We start from the raw sequence: 24,088 nt of genomic DNA, 5'->3' as shown, positions 1-24,088 counted from the left end.
TTCGCGCCCGGCACGCTGTGATTTGTTCGGCGTTTGCCGAAATTTCTTCTGCGCGACGCTTACTCGCGAGGTGGTGGCGGCGCCTCATCGGGGACCGGCAGCCCACACCGGGCCAGTTCGTAACGCGGCACCCGGTCGATCCGGTATTTGGTGAACCGGAAGGAATTCACCAGGTTGGACAGGAAGCGGTGCGGGGTCATCGGTGCGCGCACCGAGCTGAGCACCGCCTTGGTCTCCGGGCATTGCAGCGCCGAGACCGCCTCTGCGACCCATTGTTGATCCAGGTAGCCCGGGATCCCCGGAGGCAGCTTCACCCACGGGCCGTCGGCGATCACCCAGTCGGGAAAGAGGTTCTTGTCGTGCCCGATGCGGCCGTGCTTGAGCCGTTCCGTGTGCTGCGCAAGCGGATTCGCCAAGCCGATCTGATCGATCACCCTGACATCGAGGCCGACATTCATGCCGACCATGCCGAGGTTGGTGAAAAACACTGCATGCTGGGGTTTTTGCGCGGACTTGTCGCCCGGCGGCGGCTGGGCCTGCGGCACCAGGTCCCACTGGATGTAATTGCCCGACGGCAGCAGCAGCGCGCCTTCGGGAGTGTTGTTGAGGGCGGTCAGGATTGCCGCCATCCGCGGATAGCCCAGGTAGTCCGCCGCGGTCAGCGGATGCGCGTTGCCGGTTGCCTGGGAGTAGAAGCGGCGTTCGTCCACAATCCCGGAGTAGGTGACGTGGGTGGCATCGTCGCCCATCCCCGGTGAATTCGCCGCCCATAGCGCCCATCCGGCCAATCCCAGCCACAACGCGCCGGCGGCCCCGGCAACCCAGTTCCCGGTCTCCCGCGAATAGTCCTGGCCGTCCGGGATCGCGATCGGGATGACGGCGACCGGAGCCAGCAGACAGAACAGCGGGGCCAGCAGCACCCGGGCGTGCATGAAGTCGCCGCCTTGCCGGATCCAGTACAGGGCCTGCAGCAGACCGCTCACCACCACCCACGCCACCACCGCGGGCGGGCTGTGCACCGCACGGGCAAACCGCCCGTAGTCCGGCGCCAGCGCAGGGCGCAGGAACGAGGGCCGCCGGCGGGCGGCGAACAGCAGCGCGCCCAGCGGCACGAGAAGCACCACGGGTATCCACACCGCGTAGGGCGCGTCGAAGTTGAGCAGGTAGATCATGCCCTGCGACCATTTGTCCCCGGCGGCGTCCTTGGCCAGCGCGGTGCCGGGCACCAGCAGGCCGTAATAGCCCATCCGGAAGATCTCGTACGCGACCGGCACGAAGCCGCCGGCCACCACGATCAGCACCCGGCGGCGCCAGGTCCGTGCGGCGACGAGCATCATGATCAGCGCCAGGCCGCCCATGAGCGCCAGTTCCGGCCGGACCAGCACACTGAACCCGGCAACGAACGCCAGCAGCCCGGCGAACACCTTGTTATCCGCGCGGTTACGCACCGGCTGCGCCCAGCAGACCATCATCCACCACAACAGCCCGAGATACGCCAGCGCCAGACCGCTCTCCAGACCGGACGTGGCGAAGTCGCGCGCCGGCGGCAGCGCGATGTACACCAGCACGCCGGCGGGCAACATGATGGCCTTGCGGCCCCGCAGGCTCGGCGCGTACAGCCGCGCGGCGCCCAGCATCACGCACGCCACGCCCAGCACCGAAAGCACCAGCGCGAGCGCGAGCGCCACATACTCCATGCGCAGGGGGCCGCCGACCCAGCTGCCGACATACATCAGGTAGGTCCAGGCCGTGGAGGTGTTGGCCTCCACCCGCTCACCCTGGTTGAACACCGGTCCATTGCCGGCGAGCAGATTGCGCACCGTGCGCAGCACGATCAGGCCGTCGTCGGCGATCCACCGGCGCTGCCAGCTCCCCCAGCCGAACAGGACGGCGACCAACGCCACGCTGATCCACAGGCTGGCCCGCACCGTGGTGGTGTACGGGAACACCGGCCAGCCGGGCCGCCTGATCACCGGCCGGCTGCGCATCATCCGCGCTTTGAGAGCCTGCAGTTCGGGGCTAACCGAAGGCAACGGCGGCTCCGACTGTTGCGATCCACGCCAGGAACAGCAGCTGCAGCACCCGGTCGCGCAGCGCGATGTCTTCGGGTTCACCTGCCAGCCCGCCGTCCACGTCCACCGCGTAGCGCAGGATCGCGATGGTGAACGGCACCAGCGACACCGCGTACCAGGATCCCGAATGGTGGTCACGCTCGAACGCCCACAGGCCGTAGCAGATCACCACCGCGGTCGCCGACATCGTCCAGACGAATCGCAGATAGGTGCTGGTGTAGCTCTCCAGCGATTTGCGGATCTTGGCGCCGGTGCGCTCGGCGACCTGCAGCTCGGCATAGCGCTTGCCGGCCACCATGAACAGCGACGCGAACGCGGCCGACAACAGGAACCATTGGGACAGCGGGATCTCCGTCGCCACGCCGCCGGCGATGGCACGCAGCAGATACGCCGACGACACGATGCAGATGTCAAGCACGGCTTGGTGTTTGAGGCCGAAGCAGTACGCCAGTTGCATGGCGAGGTAGATGGCCATCACCAGCGCCAGGTTCGGCGTCACGAACCATGCGATGCCAAGCGACGCCGCACCCAGCAGCGCCGCCAGGAAGTAGGCCAGCCACTCAGGCACCACGCCCGCCGCGATCGGGCGGAATCTCTTGGTCGGGTGCTCGCGGTCGGCCTCGACGTCGCGGACGTCGTTGACCAGGTATACCGAGGACGCCGCCAGGCTGAACACCACGAACGCCAATCCCACCTGCGTGAGCATCTGTGCGTAGTCGTACCGGATGCCGCTGCCCAGCCCGGCCACCGGCGCGGCCAGCACCAACACGTTTTTCACCCACTGGCGGGGCCGTATCGCCTTGATCACCCCGGTGATCAGGTTGCCCGGCGGTCGGGTCACGACGTCCTCACTCATTCGGCTCCACCTCTTGCGACCTCTCCTGCGCGGCGCGCGATCGCCGCAACCACGGCACCGAGGGCGATGCCGAAGGCCACGTCGCTGGGGTAGTGCACTCCCAGCAGCATCCGTGACAACGCCATCGGCGGCACCAAGACCGCGGCGCATACTCCTCGAGGCAGACCGGTGGTCCGGCCCAGCAGAATCGCCGCGGCGGTGGTCGAAGTGGCGTGTGCGGACGGGAAACTCAGTTGGCTCGGCGTGCCGACGTTCACCACGACGGCGGGGTCGTGCGGCCGCTTGCGGCGCACGATCCGCTTGACGATGACCGCGGCGGCGTGCGCGCCGAAAGCCCCCGCACCTGCCACCAGCCAGTCCCACCGCCGCTTGGGCGAAAGCACCGCTCCGAGCGCGGCGACGGCCACCCAGCCGATGCTGTGCTCACCGAAGTGGGACAGTGCGCGCGCCGCCGGCAGCACGCCGGGGCGTTCGTTCAATGCGGCCTGGACGGCGACGAGCGCGGCCACCTCGCCGCGCGGCGCCTCTGCGGCGGCGGCCTCATGCATGTTCTGCAGCCGGCTGGGGGCACCGCCCGCTTGCGGGGGACAACGCCGTCTCCCACTTCTGCTTGCTCGACAACACGGGCAGTGCGCCGCGGTACACCCGGCGCATCTCCTCGAAGCGGCTGAGCAGCTGGCGCTGACGGCGCAGCGATGCGAACAACAGCGAGAACATCTTTCGCCGGTCCCGCTGGCGGTAGACCACGCCGCAACCGTCGGCCGTGGTGACGGTCACTCCGTCGACCGTGCACAACCGGAACCAGCGCGCATCCTGGGTCGGCACGTTGAACTCGGGCCGCGCATGGGATTCCGGGTCGGCCTTGGTCATGTTGTGCAGGATTCCGCGGGCCAGCCGGTAGCTGATCGACACCGGGTTCACCGGCGGCTTCATCGCCTTGGTCTTGTGCTGAGGCGAGGCCAGTTCGCTTGCCGCCGGCAGCACGACGGCGTCGGGGTATTCCTTGCGCAACCGATGCACCTCGGGCAGCGCGGATTCCAAAATCGAGAAGATGTGTTCGGGTCCCGCGAGGAAGTCGTCGATGGCCCGGTTCTGGATTGCAACCGTCGAATACTCAAGGCAGGCAAGGTGTTTCAGTGTTGCCTTGAGGTGGCTGCGAACCAGGCCGGTGATGTCGCCGTCCCAGTGCAACGATGCGACCACCAGCCGGTTGCGCAGGTGGAAGTAGGCCTGCCAGTCGATCGCGTCGTCCTTGTCGCTCCAGGCCATGTGCCAGATCGCGGCGCCGGGCAGCGTGACGGTCGGGTAACCGTGCTCACCGGCGCGCAGACCGTACTCGGCGTCGTCCCATTTGATGAACAACGGCAGCGGCTGGCCCAGTTCCTCGGCGACGTGGCGCGGGATCATGCACGTCCACCAGCCGTTGAAGTCGACGTCGATGCGACGGTGCAGCAGTGCGCTGCGATCGTTCTTGTCGTTCAACGGAAACCTGGCGAAGTCGTGGTCGTACTCGGCGTGCGGCGCGGCGGTCCACATGAAGTTCGACTGGTCGACGACCTCGCCCATGATGTGCAGGTGTGACGGCTCCTGCAGGTTGAGCATCTGCCCGCCGATCAGCATCGGCGTCTTGGCGAAACGATTGAGCGCCAGCACCCGCAGGATCGTGTCCGGCTCGATGCGGATGTCGTCGTCCATGAACAGAATCTGTTGGCAGTCGGTGTTTTTCAGCGCCTCGTACATCACCCGGCTGTAGCCGCCGGAGCCGCCGAGGTTGGGCTGGTCGTGGATCGACAGCCGGTTGCCCAGGCCCGCGGCCGCCGCCGCGAAGTCCGGGTGGTCGCGCACCTTGCGCACGCCCTGGTCCGGGACGATGACCGCGCCGATAACCTTGTCCACCAACGGATCCGCGGTGAGATCGGCCAGCGCGTTGACGCAGTCGGCGGGGCGGTTGAACGTGGGGATGCCGACGGCGATGTTGGCCGTGCCCGGGGCGGGCTCGGTGGCATACCAGCCGCCATTGATCAGGTCGACCTCGGTGTCGGTGGTGATGTCGAACCAAATCCAGCCGCCGTCCTCGAAAGGCTTGAGCGCCACCTCGATTTCGACGATGGCCGGTTGCTCGCCGGTGCCGACGAATTGGCGGCCTTCCACCGAGATGCGCACCCCGGTCGCCTTGGTCCGGTAGACGTCGACGCGTCCGGTCCCGGTCAGCTCGACCCGCAGCACCACCGACTGACAGATGGACCAGCGGCGCCAGTAGCTGGCCGGGAACGCGTTGAAGTAGGTGGCGAACGACACCTCGGACTCTTTGCCGATCTCCAGCGAGGTACGGCTGGTCGCGTGGGCACGCCGGGCGTTGGTCGTCGACTCCTCGAGATACAGCTTGCGCACGTCGAGCGGCTCACCCGGGCGGGGCAAGATGATTCGGGACAAAAGGCTGACGGCGGTCATTACGGGGCTTCCTCAACTAAAGGCACGCCGTCCCGCAGGTGCGGCGCGAGGACGTTGTCGTACATGTTCAGGGCGCTGGCGATGGCCATGTGCATATCCAGGTACTGATAGGTGCCCAGCCGGCCGCCGAACAGCACCTTCGACGACGCGGTCTCGGACTTCGCCCGGGCACGATACGCGGCCAGCAGTGCGCGATCGGCCTCGGTGTTGATCGGATAGTAGGGCTCGTCGTCGTCCTCGGCGAAGCGCGAGTACTCCCGCATGATCACGGTCTTGTCGGTGGGATAGTCGCGCTCGGTGTGGAAGTGACGGAACTCGTGGATGCGGGTGTACGGCACGTCGGGGTCGTTGTAGTTCATCACCGGCGTGCCCTGGAAATCGCCGATGGGCAACACTTCCACCTCGAAATCGAGCGTGCGCCAGCCCAATCGGCCCTCGGCGTAGTCGAAGTAGCGGTCCAGCGGCCCGGTGTAGACGACCGGCGCGTCGCGGCTCTCGGCGCGCAGCTCGTCGCGCACGTCGAACCAGTCCGTGTCCAGCCTGACCTCGATGCGGTCGTCGGCGGCCATGTTGCGCAGCCAGGCGGTGTAGCCGTCGACGGGCAGGCCCTCGTAGGTGTCGGAGAAGTAGCGGTTGTCGAAGGTGTAGCGGACGGGCAGCCGGGTGATGTTCGCGGCGGGCAGTTCCTTGGGGTCGGTCTGCCATTGCTTGGCCGTGTACCCCTTGACGAACGCCTCGTAGAGGGGTCGGCCGATCAGCGAGATCGCCTTCTCCTCGAGGTTCTGCGCGTCGGCGGTGTCGATCTCGGCGGCCTGCTCGGCGATGAGCTTGCGGGCTTCGTCGGGGGTGAAGTACTTGCCGAAGAACTGCGACACCAGCCCCAGCCCCATCGGAAACTGGTAGGCCTGCCCGTTGTGCATCGCGAAGACCCGATGGCGGTAGTCGGTGAAGTCGGTGAACTGCCGCACGTAGTCCCAGACCCGCTTGTTGGAGGTGTGGAACAGGTGCGCACCGTACTTGTGCACCTCGATGCCGGTGTGCGGCTCGGCTTCTGAGTAGGCGTTGCCACCGATGTGCGGTCGGCGGTCCACGACGAGGACGCGCTTCCCGAGCTGGGTAGCCACGCGCTCGGCAATGGTCAGTCCGAAGAATCCAGAGCCGACGACGAAAAGATCGAAACGAGCGGTCATCGGTTGCTTAGGGTATCCGACCGCGTGGCTCGAACCCATTTGGCGAGGCCATGCGGCGGCGTGGCTTCGTGACGACGGCCGTTGCGGCGCCTGGGATCCGCGATCACGGTCGTGGTCGCAATTGCCTCACGATTCAATATCACCACTCTAGTAACAGGCTCCCCACTCGTACCATCGACTTTGTGTGATTCCCGCCAGATAGGAGCGGTGGGACGCGCCGACACAACACATAGTCAGATTGAGGAGACTTCCGTGCCGAACCGACGCCGACGCAAGCTCTCAACAGCCATGAGCGCGGTTGCCGCCCTGGCAGTGGCGAGTCCTTGCGCATACTTCCTGGTTTACGAATCAACCGCCGGCAACAAGGCGCCCGAGCACCACGAGTTCAAGCAGGCCGCGGTGATGAGCGATCTGCCCGGCGAGCTGATGGGCGCCCTGTCGCAGGGCTTGTCGCAATTCGGGATCAACCTGCCTCCGGTGCCCGCCTTGAGTGGGGGCGCTGCCGGCACACCCGGTCTCGCCAGCCCCAGCCTGGGCACTCCGGGCCTGGGGACCCCCGGCCTGGGCACGACCGGCCTGACCAATCCGGCCATGACCAGCCCCGGCCTGGCAAGTCCCGGCCTGACCAGCCCCGGCCTGACGAGTCCCGGCTTGACCAGCCCCGGCCTGACGAGCCCCGGTTTGGCCAGCCCTGGCCTGACGAGCCCCGGTTTGGCGCCCACCACGCCCGGCCTCACCGCGCCAGGCGCGTTGCCGGCCACCCCCGGTGGCGGCGTCGCGACTCCGGGCGCCGGGCTCAACCCCGCGCTCTCCAACCCCGGGCTGACCAGCCCGGCGGGGGTCACGCCGGGCCTGGGTGGCCCGGCGCTGTCACCGAGCGAGGTGCCGATCGACTCTGGGGCCGGCTTGGACCCGGGCGTCGGCGGCACCTACCCGATCCTGGGCGACCCGTCCACCTTCGGTAACGCTTCGCCGATCGGCGGCGGCGGTACCGGCCTGGGCGGCGGCTCGGGCACCGGCGGCGGTGCCAGCGGCGGCCTCGTCAACGACGTGATGCAAGCCGCCAACCAGTTGGGCGCCGGCCAGGCGATCGACCTGCTCAAGGGCCTGGTCATGCCGGCCATCACGCAGGGCATGCACGGCGGCGCTGGTGCCGCGAGTGCCTTGCCGGGCGCCGCGGGTGCCCTGCCGGGTGCGGCGGGTGCCCTGCCTGGTGCGGCCGGTGCCCTGCCGGGTGCCGCGGGCGCGTTGCCGGGCGTGGCGGGTGCCTTGCCGGGCGCCGCGGGTGCCCTCCCGGGCGCCGCCGCGGGCGCTCTTCCCGCCGCCGCGGGTGCGGCCGGTGCGTTGCCGGCGGCCGCCGGTGCGGTACCGGCACTTCCCCCGGTCTAGCCCTTTCCGATCCCTTCACGAGACGGCACCGCAGATCATCTGCGGTGCCGTCGATTTTGTGGAGATTCGCCAGCGCGAGGCTCGTGTCGTCTCACAGATAACACTAGAAACACACGTAACATCGCCTGGTGCCTCGCAGTCGTGCGCCGACGATGTTGCTCACCGCCATGGCGGCGACCGTCGTCCTCGTCTCGTGGGTGACGGACACGGCCCGCGATCGCGGCACGGCCAGCCCCCCGGCGTCGCACGGAACTCGGCTCGTCGAGCAGCCGCTCTTCGGCCTTGGTCCCGGCGTCACGGTCCGCGAAATCAGTCAGACCACCCCGTTTTCTCTGGTCGCGCTCACCGGCGACCTGGCCGGCACGTCGACCCGCGTGCGCGCAAAGCGCCCCGACGGCACGTGGGGCCCGTGGTATCAGACCGAATACGAAACGGCGGCGCCCGACCCGGCGACGCCCGCGGCGGGCACCGGAGACCCGGCGGCTCCGGACCGCCCCGGCGGGGCGACCGAGGGGCCCCGCGGCACCGATCCGGTGTTCGTGGGCACCACCACGACCGTCCAGATCGCGGTCACCCGCCCGCTCGACGCGGCGGCGACGCCGGCGGCGCCTCCCGCTGGCGGGGGACCGCCGCCGGGCGCGAAGACCGATCTGGGCTACAAACCGGCATCCCGGGAACAGCCCTTCGGGCAGAACATCTCGGCCGTCCTCATCTCGCCACCGCAAGCGCCGGCGAAAACGCGTTGGACACCACCGGCCGGAGTCTTGATGCCCGGCCAGGCTCCCCCCATCATCGGCCGGGCCGAATGGGGCGCCGACGAGTCGCTGCGATGCGGTACCCCGCAGTACGACAACGGGATTCGCGCCGCGGTCGTCCACCACACCGCGGGCAGCAATGACTATTCACCGCTCGAATCGGCCGGGATCGTCAAGGCGATTTACACCTATCACAGCAAGACGCTGGGCTGGTGCGACATCGCCTACAACGCGCTGGTCGACAAGTACGGCCAGGTATTCGAGGGCAGCGCAGGCGGTCTCACCAAGGCGGTCGAGGCCTTCCACACCGGCGGGTTCAACCGCAACACCTGGGGTGTGGCGATGATCGGCAACTTCGACGACGTGCCCCCCACCCCGATCCAGCTCAGAATGATGGGCCGGCTGCTCGGCTGGCGATTGGGCCTGGACTCCGTCGACCCCAAGGGCACGGTGCAACTGGAGTCGGCAGGCAGCCACTACACCACTTTTCCGGCCGGCTCCATCGCGACGCTGCCGACCATCTTCACCCACCGCGACGTCGGCAATACCGATTGCCCGGGCAACGCCGCCTACGCGCTGATGGACGAAATGCGTGATATCGCATCACATGTCAACGATCCGCCGGAAGAACTGCTCAAGGCGTTAGAGGGCGGCGCGATCTATGACCACTGGCAAGCCATCGGCGCGATGAGCAGCGTGCTGGGAGCGCCGACCTCGCCGGAGGACGACGCCGAAGGTGATGCCCGTTTCGTCACCTTCGCCCGCGGCGCGATGTACTGGTCACCCGAGACCGGCGCCCAGCCGGTCACCGGCGCCATCTACGACGCATGGGGCTCGCAGAGCTACGAACGTGGCCCGCTCGGATTGCCGACCAGCGCGGAAATCCAACAGCCGCTGCAGATTACGCAGAACTTCCAGCACGGCACGCTGAACTATGAGCGGTTGACCGGAAATGTCACCGAGGTCCTGGACGGGATCACCGTTCCGCTGACAAACGAATCGCCAAGCGGCCCAACGGTACCGGCCGAGCACTTCTCGCTGCCGTCGCACCCGACGCCGACGTAACCGGCGGCGCCGCTAGAGCCACCACCGTTCCAGCACCCGGGCCACTCCGTCGTCGTTGTTGGCGGTGGTGATCTCGTCGGCGGCCACCTGCACGTCCGGATGGGCGTTGCCCATCGCCACGCCATGTCCCGCCCACCGCAGCATCGGCAGGTCGTTGGGCATGTCGCCGAACGCCACCACCTCCTCGCGCGCGATCTTGTGCGGTCGGGCGATCTCCTCGATCCCGGTGGCCTTGCTGGTCCCCGGCGGCACGATCTCGATCAGGCCGTTGTTGGTGGAGTAGGTGATGTCCGCCTCGGCACCGACATGCTTGGCCAGTTCGGCCGCCATGTCGTCGCTGCGGGCTCCGGATCGGCGAATGAGCAGTTTGATCGCCGGGGCGCTCAGCAGATCCTGGATCGACACCTCGGTGTTGTCCGGGTTCAGCCAGGCATGCTCGTAACCCGGCGAGCTGACGAACTGGGGCGTCGCCGTGTCATGCGCGCTGTCGCCGATGCGCTCCACGGCCAGCCCCGCACCGGGGATGACACGGGTCGCCAGCTCCGCCAACTCGGCCAGGGTGTCGACGGCCAAGGTGCGGGTGGACATCACCCGATCCGTCGCGGCGTCATAGATCACGGCGCCGTTGGCGCACACCGAGATCGGCGCGAAACCCAGCGCCTCGACGACGGGACGTATCCAGCGCGGCGGACGGCCGGTGGCCACCACGAACTGCGCACCGCCGGCGACGGCGGCGCGGATGGCGTCGCGGGTGCGCGGGGAGATCTTCTCGTCGTCGTCGAACAGGGTGCCGTCGACGTCGCAAGCGACGAGCGCCGGCAGCGTCATCGATACCGCCCGCGTCGGCAGCTGAGGGGGCCGCTCAATGCAGCCCGCTCTGGATCTGCCCCGGTCGCGTCACGCCGTCGGTTCCGTACCTTTGCATCCGCTCTTGCAACTCCGACAGCCGGAGGGCCCGGGAATCCTCCCGGGTGGGCGCGCTGCCGCCCAGCCGCCGCGGCACCCAGAACTCGTCCTTCGGGTGCGGATATTCCTCCTGCACCCGATAGAGCAGGTCGTTCATCGCCGAACGCAACAGCAGGTTGAGGTCCTCGGGCGTGCCCCGCGGCGCCAACGGCGGCCCGGCCGCGACCGTGATCGGAACCTTGTTGCGAAACACCTTCTTGGGATGGTCCTTCGGCCAGATCCGATGAGCGCCCCACACCACGATCGGAACGATCGGCACCTGCGCGTCCAGCGCCATGCGCGCCGCCCCGGTCTTGAACTCCCGCAGTTCGAAGCTGCGGCTGATGGTCGCCTCGGGATGCATCCCGATCAGCTCGCCCTCGCGCAAGCGTTGCACGGCCACATCGAACGCGTCGTGTCCCGACCGCCGATCCACCGGGATCAGCCGGGCGTGATTGATGACGTAGTTGACCGCCTTCACGTCGGCCATTTCCGCCTTGATCATGAAGTACGCACGCCGCCGGCGCTCACGGACGGCCATCAGCGTCGGCAGCCAGTCCAGGTAGCTGGTGTGGTTCTGGGCCAGCAAGGCGCCGCCACGCGCGGGAATGTTCTCCAGGCCGTGATAGGTGAACTTGGTGCCCTGCATCGCGACCATCGGCGGGACGACCCATTCCGCCAACCGGTAGAACCCCTCGGGCATGCCTTCTCCTTCGCCTACTGCGGCGGGTGCTCGGCCCTTTTAGCCGATCGAGCCGCCGCCTCGGTGGCCTCCATGCGAGCGGCCTCGGCCGGGGTCGGCGCGCCGCCGCCCAGCCGGCGCGGCATCCAATACGCTCCGGGCTCGCCCGGATAGCGCTCTTGCGCCCGGTGCAGCAAGGTGGTCATCGAGTCGCGCAGGGCAGCGTCGGTCTGCGCGATGTCTTCGCGCGCCCGAACCGGCGCGCCTACCTGCACAGTAATGGGTATCTTCGCGCGGCCCACATTCCGCGGGTGATCCTTGGTCCAGATCCGCTGCGCTCCCCAGACGATCACCGGCACGATCGGAACGTCCGCATCGATCGCCATCCGCGCGGCGCCGGACTTGAACTCTTTGAGCTCGAAGCTGCGGCTGATGGTGGCCTCCGGATAGACCCCCACCAGCTCACCTTCGCGTAGCCGCTGCACCGCCACCGCGTAGGCGCCCGCCCCCGCACCGCGGTCCACCGGGATGGTGCGGGTGTGCTTGATCAGGAAATTGACGGGCTTGACCTGCTGCATCTCGGCTTTGATCATGAATCTCAGCCGACGTCCCCGGCGGTGCACGGCGAGCGCGGCGGGCAGAAAGTCGACGTAGCTGGTGTGGTTGATCGCCACCACGGCGCCGCCCCGTTCGGGGATCTGCTCCTCGCCCTCGAAGGTGATCCGGGTGCCGGTGGCCTTCACCAAGAAATGCGCCAGAAGCTCCAAAGCGCGGAAGGTCGGCTCCACCATCGACTTACTACTCCGGCGCCCCTGCGGACCGGGCCCGCCGAGCCGCCCGGGCGGCCGCCTCCTCGGCCTCCAGCTGGGCCGCTTGCGCCAGGGACGGGGCGCCTCCGCCCAACCGGTGCGGCACCCAGAACTCGCCGGCCGGGTGCGGCCCGTACATTTCCTGCGCGCGTTCCAGCAGATGCTGCATGCGCGAATGCAGCAGCCCCTTGAGTTCCTCGATACCCAACGTCGGCTCGATCGGTTCGCCGACCAGCACCGCGATCGGGACCTTCGGCCGCCACAGCTTCTTCGGGTGATCCTTGGTCCAGATCCGCTGCGCGCCCCAGACGATGTGCGGAACGATCGGCACGCCGGCCTCGACGGCCATGCGGGCGGCACCCGACTTGAACTCCTTGATCTCGAAGCTGCGGCTGATCGTGGCTTCGGGGTAGACGCCGACCAGCTCACCGTCCTTGAGGTTCCGCACGGCGGCCTCGAAGGACGCCGCGCCGTCCTGCCGGTTCACCGAGATGTGCCGCAGGCTGCGCATGATCGGCCCGGTGATCTTGTGGTCGAAGACCTCCTGCTTGGCCATGAACCGCACCTTGCGGCCCAGCCCCTGCTTGTAGGCCGGTAATCCCGCGAAGGTGAAGTCCAGGTAGCCGGTGTGGTTGATCGCGATCACCGCACCGCCGCTTTTCGGCAAGTTCTCCACACCCGCGATCGTGATTTTCAGGCCCTGGGCGCGCCAGACCAGGCGGGCGAGTTGAATGACAGTCCCGTAAACCGGTTCCACAGCACCTCAGCCTAATGCTCCCCGCCGTGCGCCGTCACCGGACGGCGGTGCCGGGCCCAGGGCGCCTGCTCGCGCTAAGCTCGGGGGCTGAAAAGCCGTCATCGCCGGCCGAGGCCGTCACGGCCTCCCACCGGCCCCAGGAAGGTATCAGTGCAGGTCACCAGCGTCGGCCACGCCGGATTTCTGATCAAGAGCCAAGCGGGCAGCATCCTTTGCGACCCCTGGGTCAATCCCGCGTACTTCGCGTCCTGGTTCCCGTTCCCGGACAACAGCACCCTGGACTGGGACGAGCTGGGCGACTGCGACTACCTGTATGTGTCACACCTGCACAGGGACCACTTCGACGCGAAGAACCTGGCCGAGCACGTCAACAAGGACGCGGTGGTGTTGCTGCCGGACTTCCCGGTGCCTGATCTGCGAAACGAGTTGCAGAAGCTGGGTTTTCACCGATTCTTCGAGACCTGCGACTCGGTCAAGCACCGGCTCGGCGGCGCGGGCGGCGACCTTGACGTCATGATCATCGCCCTGCGCGCACCCGCCGACGGCCCGATCGGCGACTCGGCGCTGCTGGTTTCCGACGGCGCGACAACGGTTTTCAACATGAACGACGCGCGGCCGGTGGACCTGGACGTGCTCGCGTCCGAGTTCGGGCACGTCGATGTGCACCTGCTGCAGTACTCCGGGGCCATCTGGTACCCGATGGTCTACGACATGCCGGCCCGCGCCAAGGAATCGTTCGGCCTCCAGAAACGCCAACGGCAGATGGACCGCGCCCGCCAGTACCTGGCCCAGGTCGGGGCGACGTGGGTGGTGCCGTCGGCGGGGCCGCCCTGCTTCCTGGATCCCGAGCTGCGCGACCTCAACGACGACCACGCCGATCCGGCCAACATCTTTCCCGACCAGATGGTCTTTCTAGACCAGATGCGCAGGCACGGCCACGACGGCGGGCTGCTGATGATGCCCGGCTCGACCGCCGACTTCACCGGCTCCACCCTGAATTCGCTGACCCATCCGCTGCCCACCGACCAGGTCGAGGCCATCTTCACCACGGGCAAGGCCGACTACATCGCCGAATACGCCGAGCGGATGGCGCCCGTCATCGCCGCGGAGCGGGCGAGCTGGGCGCCCGCGAGCGGGGAGCCGCTGCTGGAACCGCTGCGCGCCCTGTTCGAGCCGATCATGTCGCAGAGCGACGAGATCTGCGACGGGATCGGCTACCCCGTCGAACTGGTGCTCGGACCGGAGACCGTGATCCTGGACTTCCCCAAAAGGGCTGTGCGGGAACGTATTCCGGATGAGAAGGTTCGTTACGGATTCGCGATAGCGCCGGAGCTGGTCCGCACCGTGCTGCGCGACGGCGAGCCGGACTGGGTCAACACCATCTTCTTGTCGACCCGTTTCAGGGCCTGGCGGGTCGGCGGTTACAACGAGTACCTCTACACGTTCTTCAAGTGCCTGACCGACGAACGGATCGCGTACGCCGACGGCTGGTTCGCCGAGACTCACGACGACTCGGCTTCGGTCACGCTGGACGGCTGGGAGATTCAGCGCCGCTGCCCACACCTCAAGGCCGACCTGTCGAAATTCGGTGTGGTGGAAGGGAACACGTTGACCTGCAACCTGCACGGGTGGCAGTGGCGCCTGGACGACGGGCGCTGCCTGACCGCCAAGGGCCACCAACTGAGGAGTTCGCGGGCGTGACCGACTCCTACGACTCCTATGATGATGGCCTGGTCCAGCTGGATCGTGCGGCGATCACGTTGCGCCGCTACCACTTTCCGTCGGGAACGTCGAAGGTGATCTCGCTCGAGGCGATCCGCGGGTACAAAGCCGAGCAGCTGGGTCTCTTCACCCAACGGTTCCGGATATGGGGCAGCTCGGACTTCCGCCGCTGGCTGCCGCTGGACATCGGCCGGCCGTTGAAGTCGACGTTGATCACGCTGGACGTCCCGGGCACCCGGCCCTCCCCCGCGTTCACCCCGGCGCGCCCCGAGGAGTTCACCGCCCTGTTGGACGAACTGCTGAGCCTGCGCGGTTAGGGCGCCGCTCAGCGGTCCCGGTCGGCGAGCGCTTGTCGCGCGGCGTTGTAGCCGGGGATGAAGGTGATACCGGGGCCGCCGTGGCAGCCCGCGCTGCCCAGGTAGAGCCCTTCGACGGGGATCGGCTGGCCGAGGAACCCCCGCGGCCCGGGCCGATTGGGACCGATCTGGTTGGCATTCAACAGTCCGTGGCAGTAGTCGCCGCCGGGGGCGCCGAACATCACGCCCATGTGCTTGGGCGTGAAGGTGGTGTGCCGGATGATGCTGCGCTCGAAATTCGGGGCTAGCCGGGTGACCTTGTCGATCACCCGCCGGCCCATCTCGACCTTGGCCTGCCCGTAGTCCACCTCGCCCTCGATCGGGAAGAACAGTGCGAAAGCCGACGCGGCGTGCTTGCCCTGCGGCGCGAGGTCCGGGTCGTTCTGCGATGGGATCTGCAATACGACCGTCGGGTCGGCCGGGACGATTCCGCGGCGCGCGTCCTCCCACTGCTGCTGGACCTCTTCGGGCGTGCAGAACAGGCCGATCGAGGCCTGCATGGCCGGTGAGTTCAGGGCCTCGTAGGGCGGGGCGAAGACGGGCGCCTCCTCCAGCGCGAAGTGCATCTGCAGGTAGCTGCCGCGGTGGTCGATGCGTGCGTAGCGTTCCCGGAGATCGGCGGGAAGAGCGGCGGGATCGATCATCTCATTGAGCGTGACGTCCGGCGCGATGCCGGAGATCACGATCGGGGCAGTCAGCGTTTCGCCCGCCTCGGTGCGCACCCCGGTCACCCGTCCGTCGGCGACCAGGATCTCGGTCACCTTGGTACGCAACCGGAGTTCGCCGCCGTGGCCGGCCAGCACGTCGCACAGGTGCGAGGTGAGCGCGCCGATGCCGCCGCGCAGCTTCTTCATCTGCATGCTGTCGCCGTCGGGAACGCCGAGGCCGAAGGCGAGCGCGGCCGCACTGCCCGGCGTGGCGGGACCCCGGTAGAGCGTGTTCACGGCCAGCACGGTCATCGAGCCACGCAGCGCTGCATGCTTCTCGTGGTCCGGCAGGTAACGGTCCAGCACGTCGGTGACCGATCCGAACAGCATGTCGTCGATCGCCGAGCGCTCGAATTCGTTTGTGGCGCAGGCATACATCTCGTCGATGCTCTTGGGTGGTGTTCCGGCCTCGAATCGGCCCAGGGCGCGGGTAGGCCCCTGACTCCACGCCATCAGGCCCGCCATGCCGTTGACGGCGTCGGCGCCATGCACCTCGTTGAGATGGGTGAACAGCTTGACGGGGTCGCTGTACTGCACCAGCGGATCGTCGCCGACGCCGCGCACGGCCACCGACATCACGTCCAGGTCGATCGTGGGTATGGTGTCCAGGCCCAGCTCGTCGACCACAACCTGGGAGGTCGGGAATTGCACCGAGCCGGCGATCTCGAACTGGTAGCCGTCGAAAAGCTCTACCGTGGAAGCCATGCCGCCCGCGTACAGCTTGGGATCCAGGCACACGGTCTTCAGCCCGGCCTTCTGCAGCAGCACCGCCGCGGTCAGCCCGTTATGGCCGGCACCGATAACTATCGCGTCGTAATCAGTCATGTCCTGCCCTCCGGAAAGGAGGCTCGCACGACGGCAAAGTTTTGTCAATTATGACGAAACTTTAGGGTCGCGTCGCCGTGACCCAGGAATCGGTGATCCCGGCCCGCAGCGACTCCAGCGCCGCATGGCACAGTCGCGCCAGTTCGCCCAGAGACCGTTCGTCACTGACCATCCAGACCTCCATCGCGCCGAACACCGCGGCCGCAATGCATCTGGCGGTCACCGCGGCCCGCACCCGTTGGTCCGTCGTCGGGGGCGCGCCATTGGCCCGGCGGCTGCGCCGTTGCAGCTGAGCGCCGATGGCGTCGGCGAAGTCGGCCTGGACCTCCCGGATGTGCCGGACGATGCGGCCGGGATCCAGCTCGTCCTGCCGCAGTGCGGCGATTTTGGTCACGGCGTCGACGTCGTACGGGAAAGAGAAGATGGCCGCCTGCACCGAATCGATGATGGGTTCGCCGGCCGGCCGGTCATCCAGCGCGGACCGGAACCAATGCAGCCCGGTGTAGTCGGCGAACAGCAGGTCGTGCTTGGAGCCGAAGTGGCGGTAGAACGTTCGCAGCGACACCCCGGCGTCGGCGGCGATCTGCTCGGCCGACGTGTCCTCCACGCCCTGGGCGAGGAATCGCACCAGGGCGGCCTGGCGGAGCGCTTCGCGGGTGCGCTCGCTGCGCGCCGTCTGAGCGGGCCTGACCATGGGAAGAAGGTACCAAGAAATCTTTTGACATTATTGACAAAACTTTCGATTGCGCGCGACACTTCGCGCATGGCCTCGATCATCATTCACTTTCTGCTGGGACTCGCCTGCATCGCCGGCATCATCGCGTCCAACCCGAAGGTCTACGCCAGACCCGAAGGTGGGCCGTGGCTTTCGCCGTTGGAATGCGTGTATTACGTCGCCGGCATTGCGTCGATCGTGCTGGGTTACTGGTTCAACATTCACTTCGTGATGGCGGCGCACGGCCAGGGCAACCTGATCTCCGGGCCGGCCAGCTATCCGGAATTCATCAAGGGCCAATTCGCCACCCCGGCCTGCGGGTCGGGAAACCAGGACTACATGATCGCGAATGTGATTCTGATGCCGGTGTTTACCATCATCGACGGCCTCCGGCGCGGTATCCGGCGGCCGTGGCTGTTCTTCCTGTCCAGTTTCTTCACCAGCTTCGCGTTTCCGTTCGCCTTCTACTTCGCGACGATGGAACGCCAGCGCCGGCACGAGCGCGCCGCGGTCACACCGGTCGCGGCCTGACCCGGCTCGCCGCCTCGACCGCGTTGCGACGCGCGGTGTCGACGTCCTCGGCATGCGCCAGTGCGACACCCATGCGCCGTTTGACGAAGCTTTCCGGCTTTCCGAACAGGCGCAGGTCGCTGCGCGGCACCCGAAGCGCGTCGTCCACGCCGTCGAAGGCGACGCCCTTGGCGTCCACGCCGCCGTAGATCACCGCGCTGGCGCCCGGCGTCCTGCACGTGGTGTCGACCGCGAGCCCCAGGATGGCGCGGGCGTGCAACTCGAATTCGTTCTGCCACTGGGTGATCAGCGTGACCATACCGGTGTCGTGCGGCCGGGGGCTGACCTCGTTGAACCACACATGGTCGCCCTTGACGAACAGCTCGACCCCGAAAATCCCCTGCCCGCCCAGCCTTTCGGTGATGGCTCGGGCGATCAGCTGAGCGTTGTGCAGCGCGGCCGCCGACATCGGGTGCGGTTGCCAGCTCTCGACGTAGTCGCCGCTGACCTGCTTGTGCCCGATCGGCGCGCAGAAATGCGTGCCCACCTCGCCGTCGTCGCCGCGCGCCCGGACCGTCAAAAGTGTTATCTCGTAATCGAAGTCGACGAATCCCTCGACGATGACACGGCCGTGGCTCACTCGGCCGCCGGCCAGCGCATAGGCCCAGGCCGCCGCGACGTCGTCGGGTCCGTCGAGCTTGCTCTGGCCCTTGCCCGAGCTGCTCATCACCGGTTTGACGACGCAGGGGTAACCGATGACCTCGGCGGCTGCCTGCAATTCGGCCGGCGAATCGCAGAACCGGTACGGACTGGTGGGCAGGCCGAGGGTCTCGGCCGCCAGGCGCCGGATGCCCGCCCGGTCCATGGTCAGGCGCGCCGCGAGGGCGGTGGGGATCACCCGCACCACGCCGGCGGCTTCCAGTTCCTCGAGCGCTCCGGTGGCGATGGCCTCGATCTCCGGAACGACCACATCCGGCCTCTCGGCCTCGATCAGGGCCTTGAGCTGTTTCGGATCCGACATCGCGATGGTCCGCGCGTGGTGGGCGACCTGCTGGCCCGGCGCGTTGTCGTAGGAGTCGACCGCGATGGTCTCCACCCCGAGGCGCTGCAGCGCGATCACCACCTCGCGGCCGAGTTCGCCGGAGCCGAGCAGCATGACCCTGGTTGCGTCCGGCGACAGTGGCGTTCCGATGGTGGTCATCGAGCGACGGGCTCCAACACCTCGGCACCGACGAACGGCACCAGCGCCTCGGGCACCCGCACGCTGCCGTCGGGTTGCTGGTGGTTCTCCAGGATCGCCACCAGCCAGCGCGTGGTGCCCAGCGTTCCGTTGAGCGTGGCCGCGGTCTGCGGTTTGCCCGCCTCGTCGCGATACCGGGTCGCCAGCCGGCGGGCCTGGAAGGTGGTGCAGTTCGACGTCGACGTGAGCTCGCGGTAGGTGCCCTGGGTGGGAACCCAAGCCTCACAATCGAATTTGCGGGCGGCCGACGAGCCGAGATCGCCCGCGGCGACGTCGATCACTCGATACGGAACCTCGATCCGGGTCAGCATGTCGCGCTGCCAGCCCAGCAGGCGCTGGTGTTCGGCCTCGGCGTCGGTGGGTGTGCAGTAGACGAAGCCCTCGACCTTGTCGAACTGATGCACCCGGATGATGCCGCGGGTGTCCTTGCCGTAGCTGCCGGCCTCGCGGCGGAAGCACGACGACCATCCCGCGTAGCGCAGCGGGCCGCCGGACAGGTCGAGGATCTCGCCGGAGTGATAACCGGCCAGCGGCACCTCCGAGGTGCCCACCAGGTAGAGGTCGTCGGCCTCGACCCGGTAGACCTCGTCGGCGTGCGCGCCGAGGAATCCGGTGCCGGCCATCACCTCCGGGCGCACCAGCACCGGAGGGATCATCGGAACGAAGCCGTTCTCGACGGCCAGCCGCAACGCGAGCTGCAACAGGCCGAGCTGGAGCAGCGCGCCCTTACCGGTCAGGAAGTAGAACCGCGACCCGGACACCTTGGCGCCGCGCTGCATGTCGATGAGCCCGAGCGATTCGCCGAGCTCCAGGTGGTCCTTCGGGTCGTCGATCGCGGCGGGCTCGCCGACCACGTCGAGGACGGCGAAGTCGTCCTCCCCGCCGGCGGGCACCCCGTCGATGACGACGTTGGAGATCGCCATGTGCGCCGCGGTGAACGCCGTCTCCGCGTCGGCCTGTGCGGTTTCGGCGGCCTTCACCTGCTCGGCCAGCTCCTTCGCATGCGCCAGCTTGGCCGGACGCTCCTCGGGAGACGCCGCGCCGACGCTCTTGCTCGCGGACTTCTGCTCGGCCCGCAGGCCGTCGGCCGACGAGATCGCCGCCCGGCGGGCGGCGTCGGCCGACAACAGGGCGTCTACCAGCGACGGGTCCTCCCCGCGACTGAGTTGGGAGCGGCGCACGGCGTCGGGGTTCTCCCGGAGCAGCTTCAGGTCGATCACGGCCCTGAGACTACTTTCACCGCTTTCGGCCGGCGGCCGGAGCATCACCCGCGATGGTCGCAGGACTCACATCAGTAACTTTTGTCAAGCATCCCAGGCGCTGCTGTCAGAATGGAGCGGATGTCGCAAGCGCCCGAGAAAGAACTGTTGGAAGGCCGGGGGGACGATTCGTCCGTCGCCTCGACCGATCAGTCGTCCGATCAGGAGTCGTCGGCCTTCCTGTGGCCGCGCAGCCTGCAGGCCCGGGCGACCCGGCGCGCGTTGCTGCTGACGGCGCTCGGCGGGCTGTTGATCGCGGGGCTGGTCACCGCGATCCCGGCCGGGGGTCCCGGATCGGGCCGGTTCCTCGACAGCAGCCCCGTGCGCAGCACCGGCACCAAGAGCGATGCCGCCTTCAACCGGGCAGGCACCGGGGAATGCCTGATGTGGCCGGACACCACTCCGGAATCGGCGAAGATCGTCAACTGCGGCGACGACCACAAGTTCGAGGTCGCCGAATCCATTGACATGCGGACGTTCCCGGGCGCCGAGTACGGACCCAACGCCGCGCCGCCGACGCCCGCGCGCATTCAGCAGATCACCCAGGAACAGTGCGAGGCCGCCGTCCGCAGTTACCTGGGCCCCAAGTTCGATCCGAACAGCAAGTTCACCGTCAGCCTGCTGTGGCCCGGCGACCGGGCCTGGCGCCAGTCCGGCGATCGCCGCATGCTGTGCGGCCTGCAGCTGCCCGGCATGAGCAACCAGCAGCAGGCCTTCAAGGGCAAGGTCGCCGACGTCGACCAGTCCAAGGTCTGGCCGACCGGCACCTGCCTGGGCATCGATTCGGCGACCAACCAGCCGACCGATGCGCCGGTTGACTGCGCGGCGCCGCACGCCATGGAAGTCACCGGCACCGTCAACTTGGGCGAGAAGTTCCCCGGTGGCCTGCCCGCCGAGCCCGACCAGGACGGCTTCATCAAAGACTCGTGCACCAAGATGACGGACGCGTACCTGGCGCCGGTCAAGCTGCGCACCACCACGCTGACGCTGATCTATCCGACTGTGCCGCTGGCCAGTTGGACGGCCGGCAGCCGCGAAGTGGCCTGCAGCATCGGCGCCACGCTGGGCAACGGCGGCTGGGCCACCCTGCTGAACAGCGCCAAGGGTCAGTTGCTGATCAACGGCCAACCGCCGGTGCCGCCGCCCGACATTCCCGAAGAGCGGCTCACCATGCCGCCGATTCCCCTTCAGGTTCCGGCGCAGCCGCCGGCCACCCAGACCGGTCCCGGCCCGACCCCGGAAATCCCGCCGAACAACCAGCACCTGCCCGGCCAGCAGCCGGCTCAGCAACCCCAGCAGGCCCCGCAGCAGCAGGCTCCCGCCCAGCAGGCCCCACCGCCCGCGGACAACGGCGCCCCACCGGCCAATCCGGCACCCGAGGCGCCCCAGCCCGCGCCACCGGCGAACCCCGCGCCACCGGCGCCACCCGCCGAGCCGCCGCCGGGAGGCTAGCCGGGTGTCCGTGCGGATGAATCCGCAACGCTTCGACGAACTGGTCTCCGACGCCCTCGACCTGATCCCGCCCGAGCTGGCCGCCGCCATGGACAACGTCGTCGTCCTGGTCGAAGACCGCCATCCCGAGGATGCCGAACTGCTCGGGCTGTACGAGGGCGTGGCTCTGACCGAGCGAGACTCGGACTACTCGGGCTCGCTGCCGGATGCCATCACCATCTATCGCGACGCGCTGCTGGACGTGTGCGAATCCGAGGACGAGGTCGTCGACGAAGTGGCCATCACGGTGATCCACGAGATCGCGCACCACTTCGGCATCGACGACGACCGGCTGCACGAGCTGGGCTGGGCCTGAGCGCCTCGCACGCCCCCCCGGATTTCCCGGCGCGGCATCCCGGATTTGTCCGCGCCGGGTGCTATGAACTCACCTATGAGCATTGACTGCCGCGACTGCCGGGCAGGCTTAGATCACTGTCACGGCACCATCATTCGCCATGCCCTGCACCGGTCGGAATGCACGGAGCCGGACTGCTTCACCCCTGAGTTGTTGCCGCACGCCTTCGTGGTCGACTGCGACGCCGTCGGCTGCGCGTGCACCGAAGTCATCGCGCTGGCCGTCTGAGCGAGAGGTCAGCCCATCGGATCGGTGCCTGACCGCACCGCGTCCGCGACCGGGGTCGCTTCTTCCTTCGGATAGAACGGCGGCGTCAAGCTTCCCCACCGCACGCAACTCCACCGCCCGTCGGTGATCGGGGTCAACGCCACCGATTCTGTGTTGTCCAGGTGATTGTCCAGCGCGAAGTCGGCCTCCACACCCGCCAGGACCGCGGCCGCCAGCCGGATCGCCGCGCCATGGCTGACGACGACGATGTCGCCCTGGAAGTCGTGGTTGTCGAGATAACGCAGGCGCAGCTCGGTGAGCACCGGTACGTAGCGGTCCAGCACGTCGTTGCCGGTTTCGCCGCCGGGCAGCGCGACGTCGAGTTCGCCGTGGTGCCAGCGCTCGTAGATCGCGTTGAACTCGGCGACCGCGTCGTCGTCGTTGCGGTTTTCCAGCCGCCCGACCTGGACCTCGTGGACGCCGGCCATCTCGATGGAAGGCATCTCGAGCTCACTCCCGATCACCGCGGCGGTCTGCAACGCCCGGGTGGCCGCCGAGTGTCCGAGCATCGCCGGCCGCCCCGAATGGCGGGCGAACGCGCGGGCCTGGTCGCGCCCCAACGGAGTCAGCTCCGCGCCCGGCGGGCGTGTGTCGAGTCGGCGCTCGACGTTTCCGAAGGACTGGCCGTGTCGCACCAGGATCAGTCGACCTCTCACCGCTGCGCCCCCCGCGCGTCGGGCTTGCCGTCGAGCAGCTGTGTGAGCCAGCGCGCGGCCTCGTCCGCCGGTGGCGGCAACGCTCCGGCGGGCGAGCCGGTGGGCCAAGATCCTAGGTATCGCACATCAGCACAACGACGGTATAGCGCTTTGAGTGCCTCGGCGACCGCGTCGTCGTCGATATGACCAACACAATCGGCGAAGAATCGGTAGGTGCCGAGTCCGGTTCGGGTGGGCCGGGATTCGATGCGGGTGAGGTCTATGCCACGGACACCGAATTCGGCGAGCGCGGCCAGCAACGCGCCGGGCGCGTTGTCGATGCGCAGCACCACCGAGGTGCGATCGGCCCCGGTGCGCGCCGGCGGCGGCCCCGGGCGACCGACCAGAAGGAAGCGGGTGCGGGCGTTGACTTCGTCGACGACCCCGTCGGCCAGGGCGGCCAGCCCCCAGCGCTCGGCGGCCAGCGGGGAGGTCACCGCGGCGTCGACGTGTCCCTCCGCCACCTGTTGGGCGGCGTCGGCGTTGGAGTAGGCCGGCCGCAGCGCGGCATCGGGCAGGTTGGCGGCCACCCAGTGGCGCACCTGGGCCGCCGCCACACTGAAGGCGGCCAGCGTTCGCACATCCCCGGCGCTGCGGCCCGGTTTGACCACGATGCTGAACGCGATGTTCAGGGTCGTTTCGGCGAACACCTGTAGGGGTGAGCCGATGGCCAGGCTGTCCAGCGTGGGCGTCACGGAACCGTCGATCGAATTCTCGATCGGGACGCAGGCGTAGTCGGCGGCGCCATCGCGCACGGCGTCCAGCGCCGCGGAGTTGCTTTCGACGGGCGAGGATCGAAATTCACCCAACCCGTTGTCGGGGACCAGGCCGGCGGCGGTGATCTGTCGCAGCGCCGCCTCGGTGAACGTCCCCTCCGGACCGAGGTATGCGATGCGGGCCACGCCCCAACCCTAGCGGCGGGCAGGCCGGAAAACCCTTGCGACGACACCGCCGGTAAGTTAACTTAGGCTTACC

The 24,088-nt window shown here is 68.1% G+C and carries 22 protein-coding genes and 1 pseudogene; 8 read left to right on the top strand and 15 right to left on the bottom strand.

The annotated features are described in order from the left end of the window. Window positions 1-59: 59 nt before the first annotated feature. From aftB to glf, 5 genes are read right to left on the bottom strand one after another with little or no spacing between them, the layout of a single operon-like run. The gene (aftB, locus tag AC5Y7E_RS02080; protein ID WP_499917266.1) at window positions 60-2,033 is read right to left on the bottom strand and encodes a terminal beta-(1->2)-arabinofuranosyltransferase; all 1,974 of its coding nucleotides are present in this window, start codon (window positions 2,031-2,033) and stop codon (window positions 60-62) included. Beyond that, window positions 2,020-2,928 carry a decaprenyl-phosphate phosphoribosyltransferase gene (locus tag AC5Y7E_RS02075; protein ID WP_499917267.1) on the bottom strand — a complete coding sequence of 303 codons (909 nt, stop codon included), beginning with the start codon at window positions 2,926-2,928 and terminating at the stop codon, window positions 2,020-2,022. Before AC5Y7E_RS02075 ends, aftB begins: the two co-directional genes overlap by 14 nt. Continuing rightward, entirely contained in the window at window positions 2,925-3,476 is a 552-nt protein-coding gene (locus AC5Y7E_RS02070; RefSeq protein ID WP_499917268.1) for a phosphatase PAP2 family protein, read from the bottom strand. Before AC5Y7E_RS02070 ends, AC5Y7E_RS02075 begins: the two co-directional genes overlap by 4 nt. After that, the gene (locus tag AC5Y7E_RS02065) at window positions 3,469-5,379 is read right to left on the bottom strand and encodes a glycosyltransferase (RefSeq protein ID WP_499917269.1); all 1,911 of its coding nucleotides are present in this window, start codon (window positions 5,377-5,379) and stop codon (window positions 3,469-3,471) included. The genes AC5Y7E_RS02070 and AC5Y7E_RS02065 overlap by 8 nt, the downstream gene beginning before the upstream one ends. After that, window positions 5,379-6,569, bottom strand: a complete 1,191-nt coding sequence (gene glf / locus AC5Y7E_RS02060; RefSeq protein ID WP_499917270.1) for a UDP-galactopyranose mutase — start codon at window positions 6,567-6,569, stop codon at window positions 5,379-5,381. Before glf ends, AC5Y7E_RS02065 begins: the two co-directional genes overlap by 1 nt. A gap of 252 nt (window positions 6,570-6,821) precedes the next feature. Here glf and AC5Y7E_RS02055 point away from each other — a divergent pair, with 252 nt between their 5' ends. Both AC5Y7E_RS02055 and AC5Y7E_RS02050 read left to right on the top strand, forming a co-directional pair. Further along, window positions 6,822-7,958: a PirG gene (locus AC5Y7E_RS02055; protein ID WP_499917271.1), complete on the top strand. Its 1,137-nt coding sequence runs from the start codon at window positions 6,822-6,824 to the stop codon at window positions 7,956-7,958. Window positions 7,959-8,086: 128 nt separating this feature from the next. Then, window positions 8,087-9,778, top strand: coding sequence for an N-acetylmuramoyl-L-alanine amidase (locus AC5Y7E_RS02050; protein WP_499917272.1), 1,692 nt, complete (start codon window positions 8,087-8,089; stop codon window positions 9,776-9,778). Between the two features lie 12 nt (window positions 9,779-9,790). Here AC5Y7E_RS02050 and AC5Y7E_RS02045 read toward each other — a convergent pair whose 3' ends face one another. Genes AC5Y7E_RS02045 through AC5Y7E_RS02030 form a run of 4 tightly spaced genes read right to left on the bottom strand, consistent with a single transcriptional unit; the run spans window position 9,791 to window position 12,971 of the window. Continuing rightward, a complete protein-coding gene (locus tag AC5Y7E_RS02045) occupies window positions 9,791-10,606 on the bottom strand; it encodes an HAD family hydrolase (protein WP_499917273.1) in 816 nt (271 codons plus the stop codon). Between the two features lie 34 nt (window positions 10,607-10,640). Next, entirely contained in the window at window positions 10,641-11,426 is a 786-nt protein-coding gene (locus AC5Y7E_RS02040) for a lysophospholipid acyltransferase family protein (RefSeq protein WP_499917274.1), read from the bottom strand. A gap of 14 nt (window positions 11,427-11,440) precedes the next feature. Continuing rightward, window positions 11,441-12,196 carry a lysophospholipid acyltransferase family protein gene (locus AC5Y7E_RS02035; RefSeq protein ID WP_499917275.1) on the bottom strand — a complete coding sequence of 252 codons (756 nt, stop codon included), beginning with the start codon at window positions 12,194-12,196 and terminating at the stop codon, window positions 11,441-11,443. A gap of 7 nt (window positions 12,197-12,203) precedes the next feature. Next, window positions 12,204-12,971 carry a lysophospholipid acyltransferase family protein gene (locus AC5Y7E_RS02030; RefSeq protein WP_499917276.1) on the bottom strand — a complete coding sequence of 256 codons (768 nt, stop codon included), beginning with the start codon at window positions 12,969-12,971 and terminating at the stop codon, window positions 12,204-12,206. A gap of 150 nt (window positions 12,972-13,121) precedes the next feature. Between AC5Y7E_RS02030 and AC5Y7E_RS02025 the strand changes: the two genes are divergently transcribed. Continuing rightward, on the top strand, window positions 13,122-14,672 hold the full coding sequence (locus tag AC5Y7E_RS02025; RefSeq protein ID WP_499917277.1) for a Rieske 2Fe-2S domain-containing protein: 1,551 nt from the start codon (window positions 13,122-13,124) through the stop codon (window positions 14,670-14,672). Next, window positions 14,669-15,010 (top strand): hypothetical protein, encoded by a 342-nt coding sequence (locus AC5Y7E_RS02020; protein WP_499917278.1) that lies wholly within the window; start codon window positions 14,669-14,671, stop codon window positions 15,008-15,010. The genes AC5Y7E_RS02025 and AC5Y7E_RS02020 overlap by 4 nt, the downstream gene beginning before the upstream one ends. A gap of 8 nt (window positions 15,011-15,018) precedes the next feature. On the opposite strand, the gene AC5Y7E_RS02015 is transcribed toward AC5Y7E_RS02020, so the two are convergent. Both AC5Y7E_RS02015 and AC5Y7E_RS02010 read right to left on the bottom strand, forming a co-directional pair. After that, complete coding sequence (locus AC5Y7E_RS02015; RefSeq protein ID WP_499947282.1) at window positions 15,019-16,581, bottom strand: phytoene desaturase family protein; 1,563 nt, start codon at window positions 16,579-16,581, stop codon at window positions 15,019-15,021. A 61-nt stretch (window positions 16,582-16,642) separates the two neighbouring features. Continuing rightward, window positions 16,643-17,275, bottom strand: a complete 633-nt coding sequence (locus AC5Y7E_RS02010; RefSeq protein ID WP_499917280.1) for a TetR/AcrR family transcriptional regulator — start codon at window positions 17,273-17,275, stop codon at window positions 16,643-16,645. Window positions 17,276-17,344: 69 nt separating this feature from the next. Here AC5Y7E_RS02010 and AC5Y7E_RS02005 point away from each other — a divergent pair, with 69 nt between their 5' ends. Continuing rightward, the gene (locus tag AC5Y7E_RS02005) at window positions 17,345-17,827 is read left to right on the top strand and encodes a DUF2834 domain-containing protein (protein ID WP_499917281.1); all 483 of its coding nucleotides are present in this window, start codon (window positions 17,345-17,347) and stop codon (window positions 17,825-17,827) included. Here AC5Y7E_RS02005 and purT read toward each other — a convergent pair. Both purT and serS read right to left on the bottom strand, forming a co-directional pair. Beyond that, window positions 17,808-19,007: a formate-dependent phosphoribosylglycinamide formyltransferase gene (gene purT / locus AC5Y7E_RS02000; protein WP_499917282.1), complete on the bottom strand. Its 1,200-nt coding sequence runs from the start codon at window positions 19,005-19,007 to the stop codon at window positions 17,808-17,810. The genes AC5Y7E_RS02005 and purT overlap by 20 nt on opposite strands. Further along, a complete protein-coding gene (serS, locus tag AC5Y7E_RS01995) occupies window positions 19,004-20,266 on the bottom strand; it encodes a serine--tRNA ligase (RefSeq protein ID WP_499917283.1) in 1,263 nt (420 codons plus the stop codon). Before serS ends, purT begins: the two co-directional genes overlap by 4 nt. Before the next feature lie 111 nt (window positions 20,267-20,377). Here serS and AC5Y7E_RS01990 point away from each other — a divergent pair, with 111 nt between their 5' ends. The 3 genes and pseudogenes from AC5Y7E_RS01990 to AC5Y7E_RS01980 all read left to right on the top strand — a co-directional run bounded on the left by AC5Y7E_RS01990 (window position 20,378) and on the right by AC5Y7E_RS01980 (window position 22,379). Continuing rightward, window positions 20,378-21,757, top strand: coding sequence for a septum formation family protein (locus tag AC5Y7E_RS01990; RefSeq protein ID WP_499917284.1), 1,380 nt, complete (start codon window positions 20,378-20,380; stop codon window positions 21,755-21,757). Between the two features lie 4 nt (window positions 21,758-21,761). After that, window positions 21,762-22,187, top strand: a pseudogene (locus AC5Y7E_RS01985) (metallopeptidase family protein); the annotation flags it as partial. Next, window positions 22,188-22,379: a hypothetical protein gene (locus AC5Y7E_RS01980; RefSeq protein WP_499917661.1), complete on the top strand. Its 192-nt coding sequence runs from the start codon at window positions 22,188-22,190 to the stop codon at window positions 22,377-22,379. An 8-nt stretch (window positions 22,380-22,387) separates the two neighbouring features. Here AC5Y7E_RS01980 and AC5Y7E_RS01975 read toward each other — a convergent pair whose 3' ends face one another. After that, a complete protein-coding gene (locus AC5Y7E_RS01975) occupies window positions 22,388-23,074 on the bottom strand; it encodes a histidine phosphatase family protein (RefSeq protein ID WP_499917285.1) in 687 nt (228 codons plus the stop codon). Then, window positions 23,071-24,015 carry a prephenate dehydratase gene (gene pheA / locus AC5Y7E_RS01970; protein ID WP_499917286.1) on the bottom strand — a complete coding sequence of 315 codons (945 nt, stop codon included), beginning with the start codon at window positions 24,013-24,015 and terminating at the stop codon, window positions 23,071-23,073. Before pheA ends, AC5Y7E_RS01975 begins: the two co-directional genes overlap by 4 nt. Window positions 24,016-24,088 lie beyond the last annotated feature (73 nt).

It is taken from the genome of Mycobacterium sp. NGS17 (genome assembly GCF_059813205.1).
This window is presented reverse-complemented; position numbering and strand designations above follow the sequence as displayed.

Coding starts and splice junctions, on each gene's coding strand:
- AC5Y7E_RS02075 (WP_499917267.1), bottom strand. CDS start 2,928: ATGAGTGAGGACGTCGTGACCCGACCGCCGGGCAACCTGATCACCGGG.
- AC5Y7E_RS02070 (WP_499917268.1), bottom strand. CDS start 3,476: ATGCATGAGGCCGCCGCCGCAGAGGCGCCGCGCGGCGAGGTGGCCGCG.
- AC5Y7E_RS02065 (WP_499917269.1), bottom strand. CDS start 5,379: ATGACCGCCGTCAGCCTTTTGTCCCGAATCATCTTGCCCCGCCCGGGT.
- glf (WP_499917270.1), bottom strand. CDS start 6,569: ATGACCGCTCGTTTCGATCTTTTCGTCGTCGGCTCTGGATTCTTCGGA.
- AC5Y7E_RS02045 (WP_499917273.1), bottom strand. CDS start 10,606: ATGACGCTGCCGGCGCTCGTCGCTTGCGACGTCGACGGCACCCTGTTC.
- AC5Y7E_RS02040 (WP_499917274.1), bottom strand. CDS start 11,426: ATGCCCGAGGGGTTCTACCGGTTGGCGGAATGGGTCGTCCCGCCGATG.
- AC5Y7E_RS02035 (WP_499917275.1), bottom strand. CDS start 12,196: ATGGTGGAGCCGACCTTCCGCGCTTTGGAGCTTCTGGCGCATTTCTTG.
- AC5Y7E_RS02015 (WP_499947282.1), bottom strand. CDS start 16,581: ATGACTGATTACGACGCGATAGTTATCGGTGCCGGCCATAACGGGCTG.
- AC5Y7E_RS02010 (WP_499917280.1), bottom strand. CDS start 17,275: ATGGTCAGGCCCGCTCAGACGGCGCGCAGCGAGCGCACCCGCGAAGCG.
- AC5Y7E_RS02005 (WP_499917281.1), top strand. CDS start 17,345: ATGGCCTCGATCATCATTCACTTTCTGCTGGGACTCGCCTGCATCGCC.
- purT (WP_499917282.1), bottom strand. CDS start 19,007: ATGACCACCATCGGAACGCCACTGTCGCCGGACGCAACCAGGGTCATG.
- AC5Y7E_RS01990 (WP_499917284.1), top strand. CDS start 20,378: ATGGAGCGGATGTCGCAAGCGCCCGAGAAAGAACTGTTGGAAGGCCGG.
- AC5Y7E_RS01980 (WP_499917661.1), top strand. CDS start 22,188: ATGAGCATTGACTGCCGCGACTGCCGGGCAGGCTTAGATCACTGTCAC.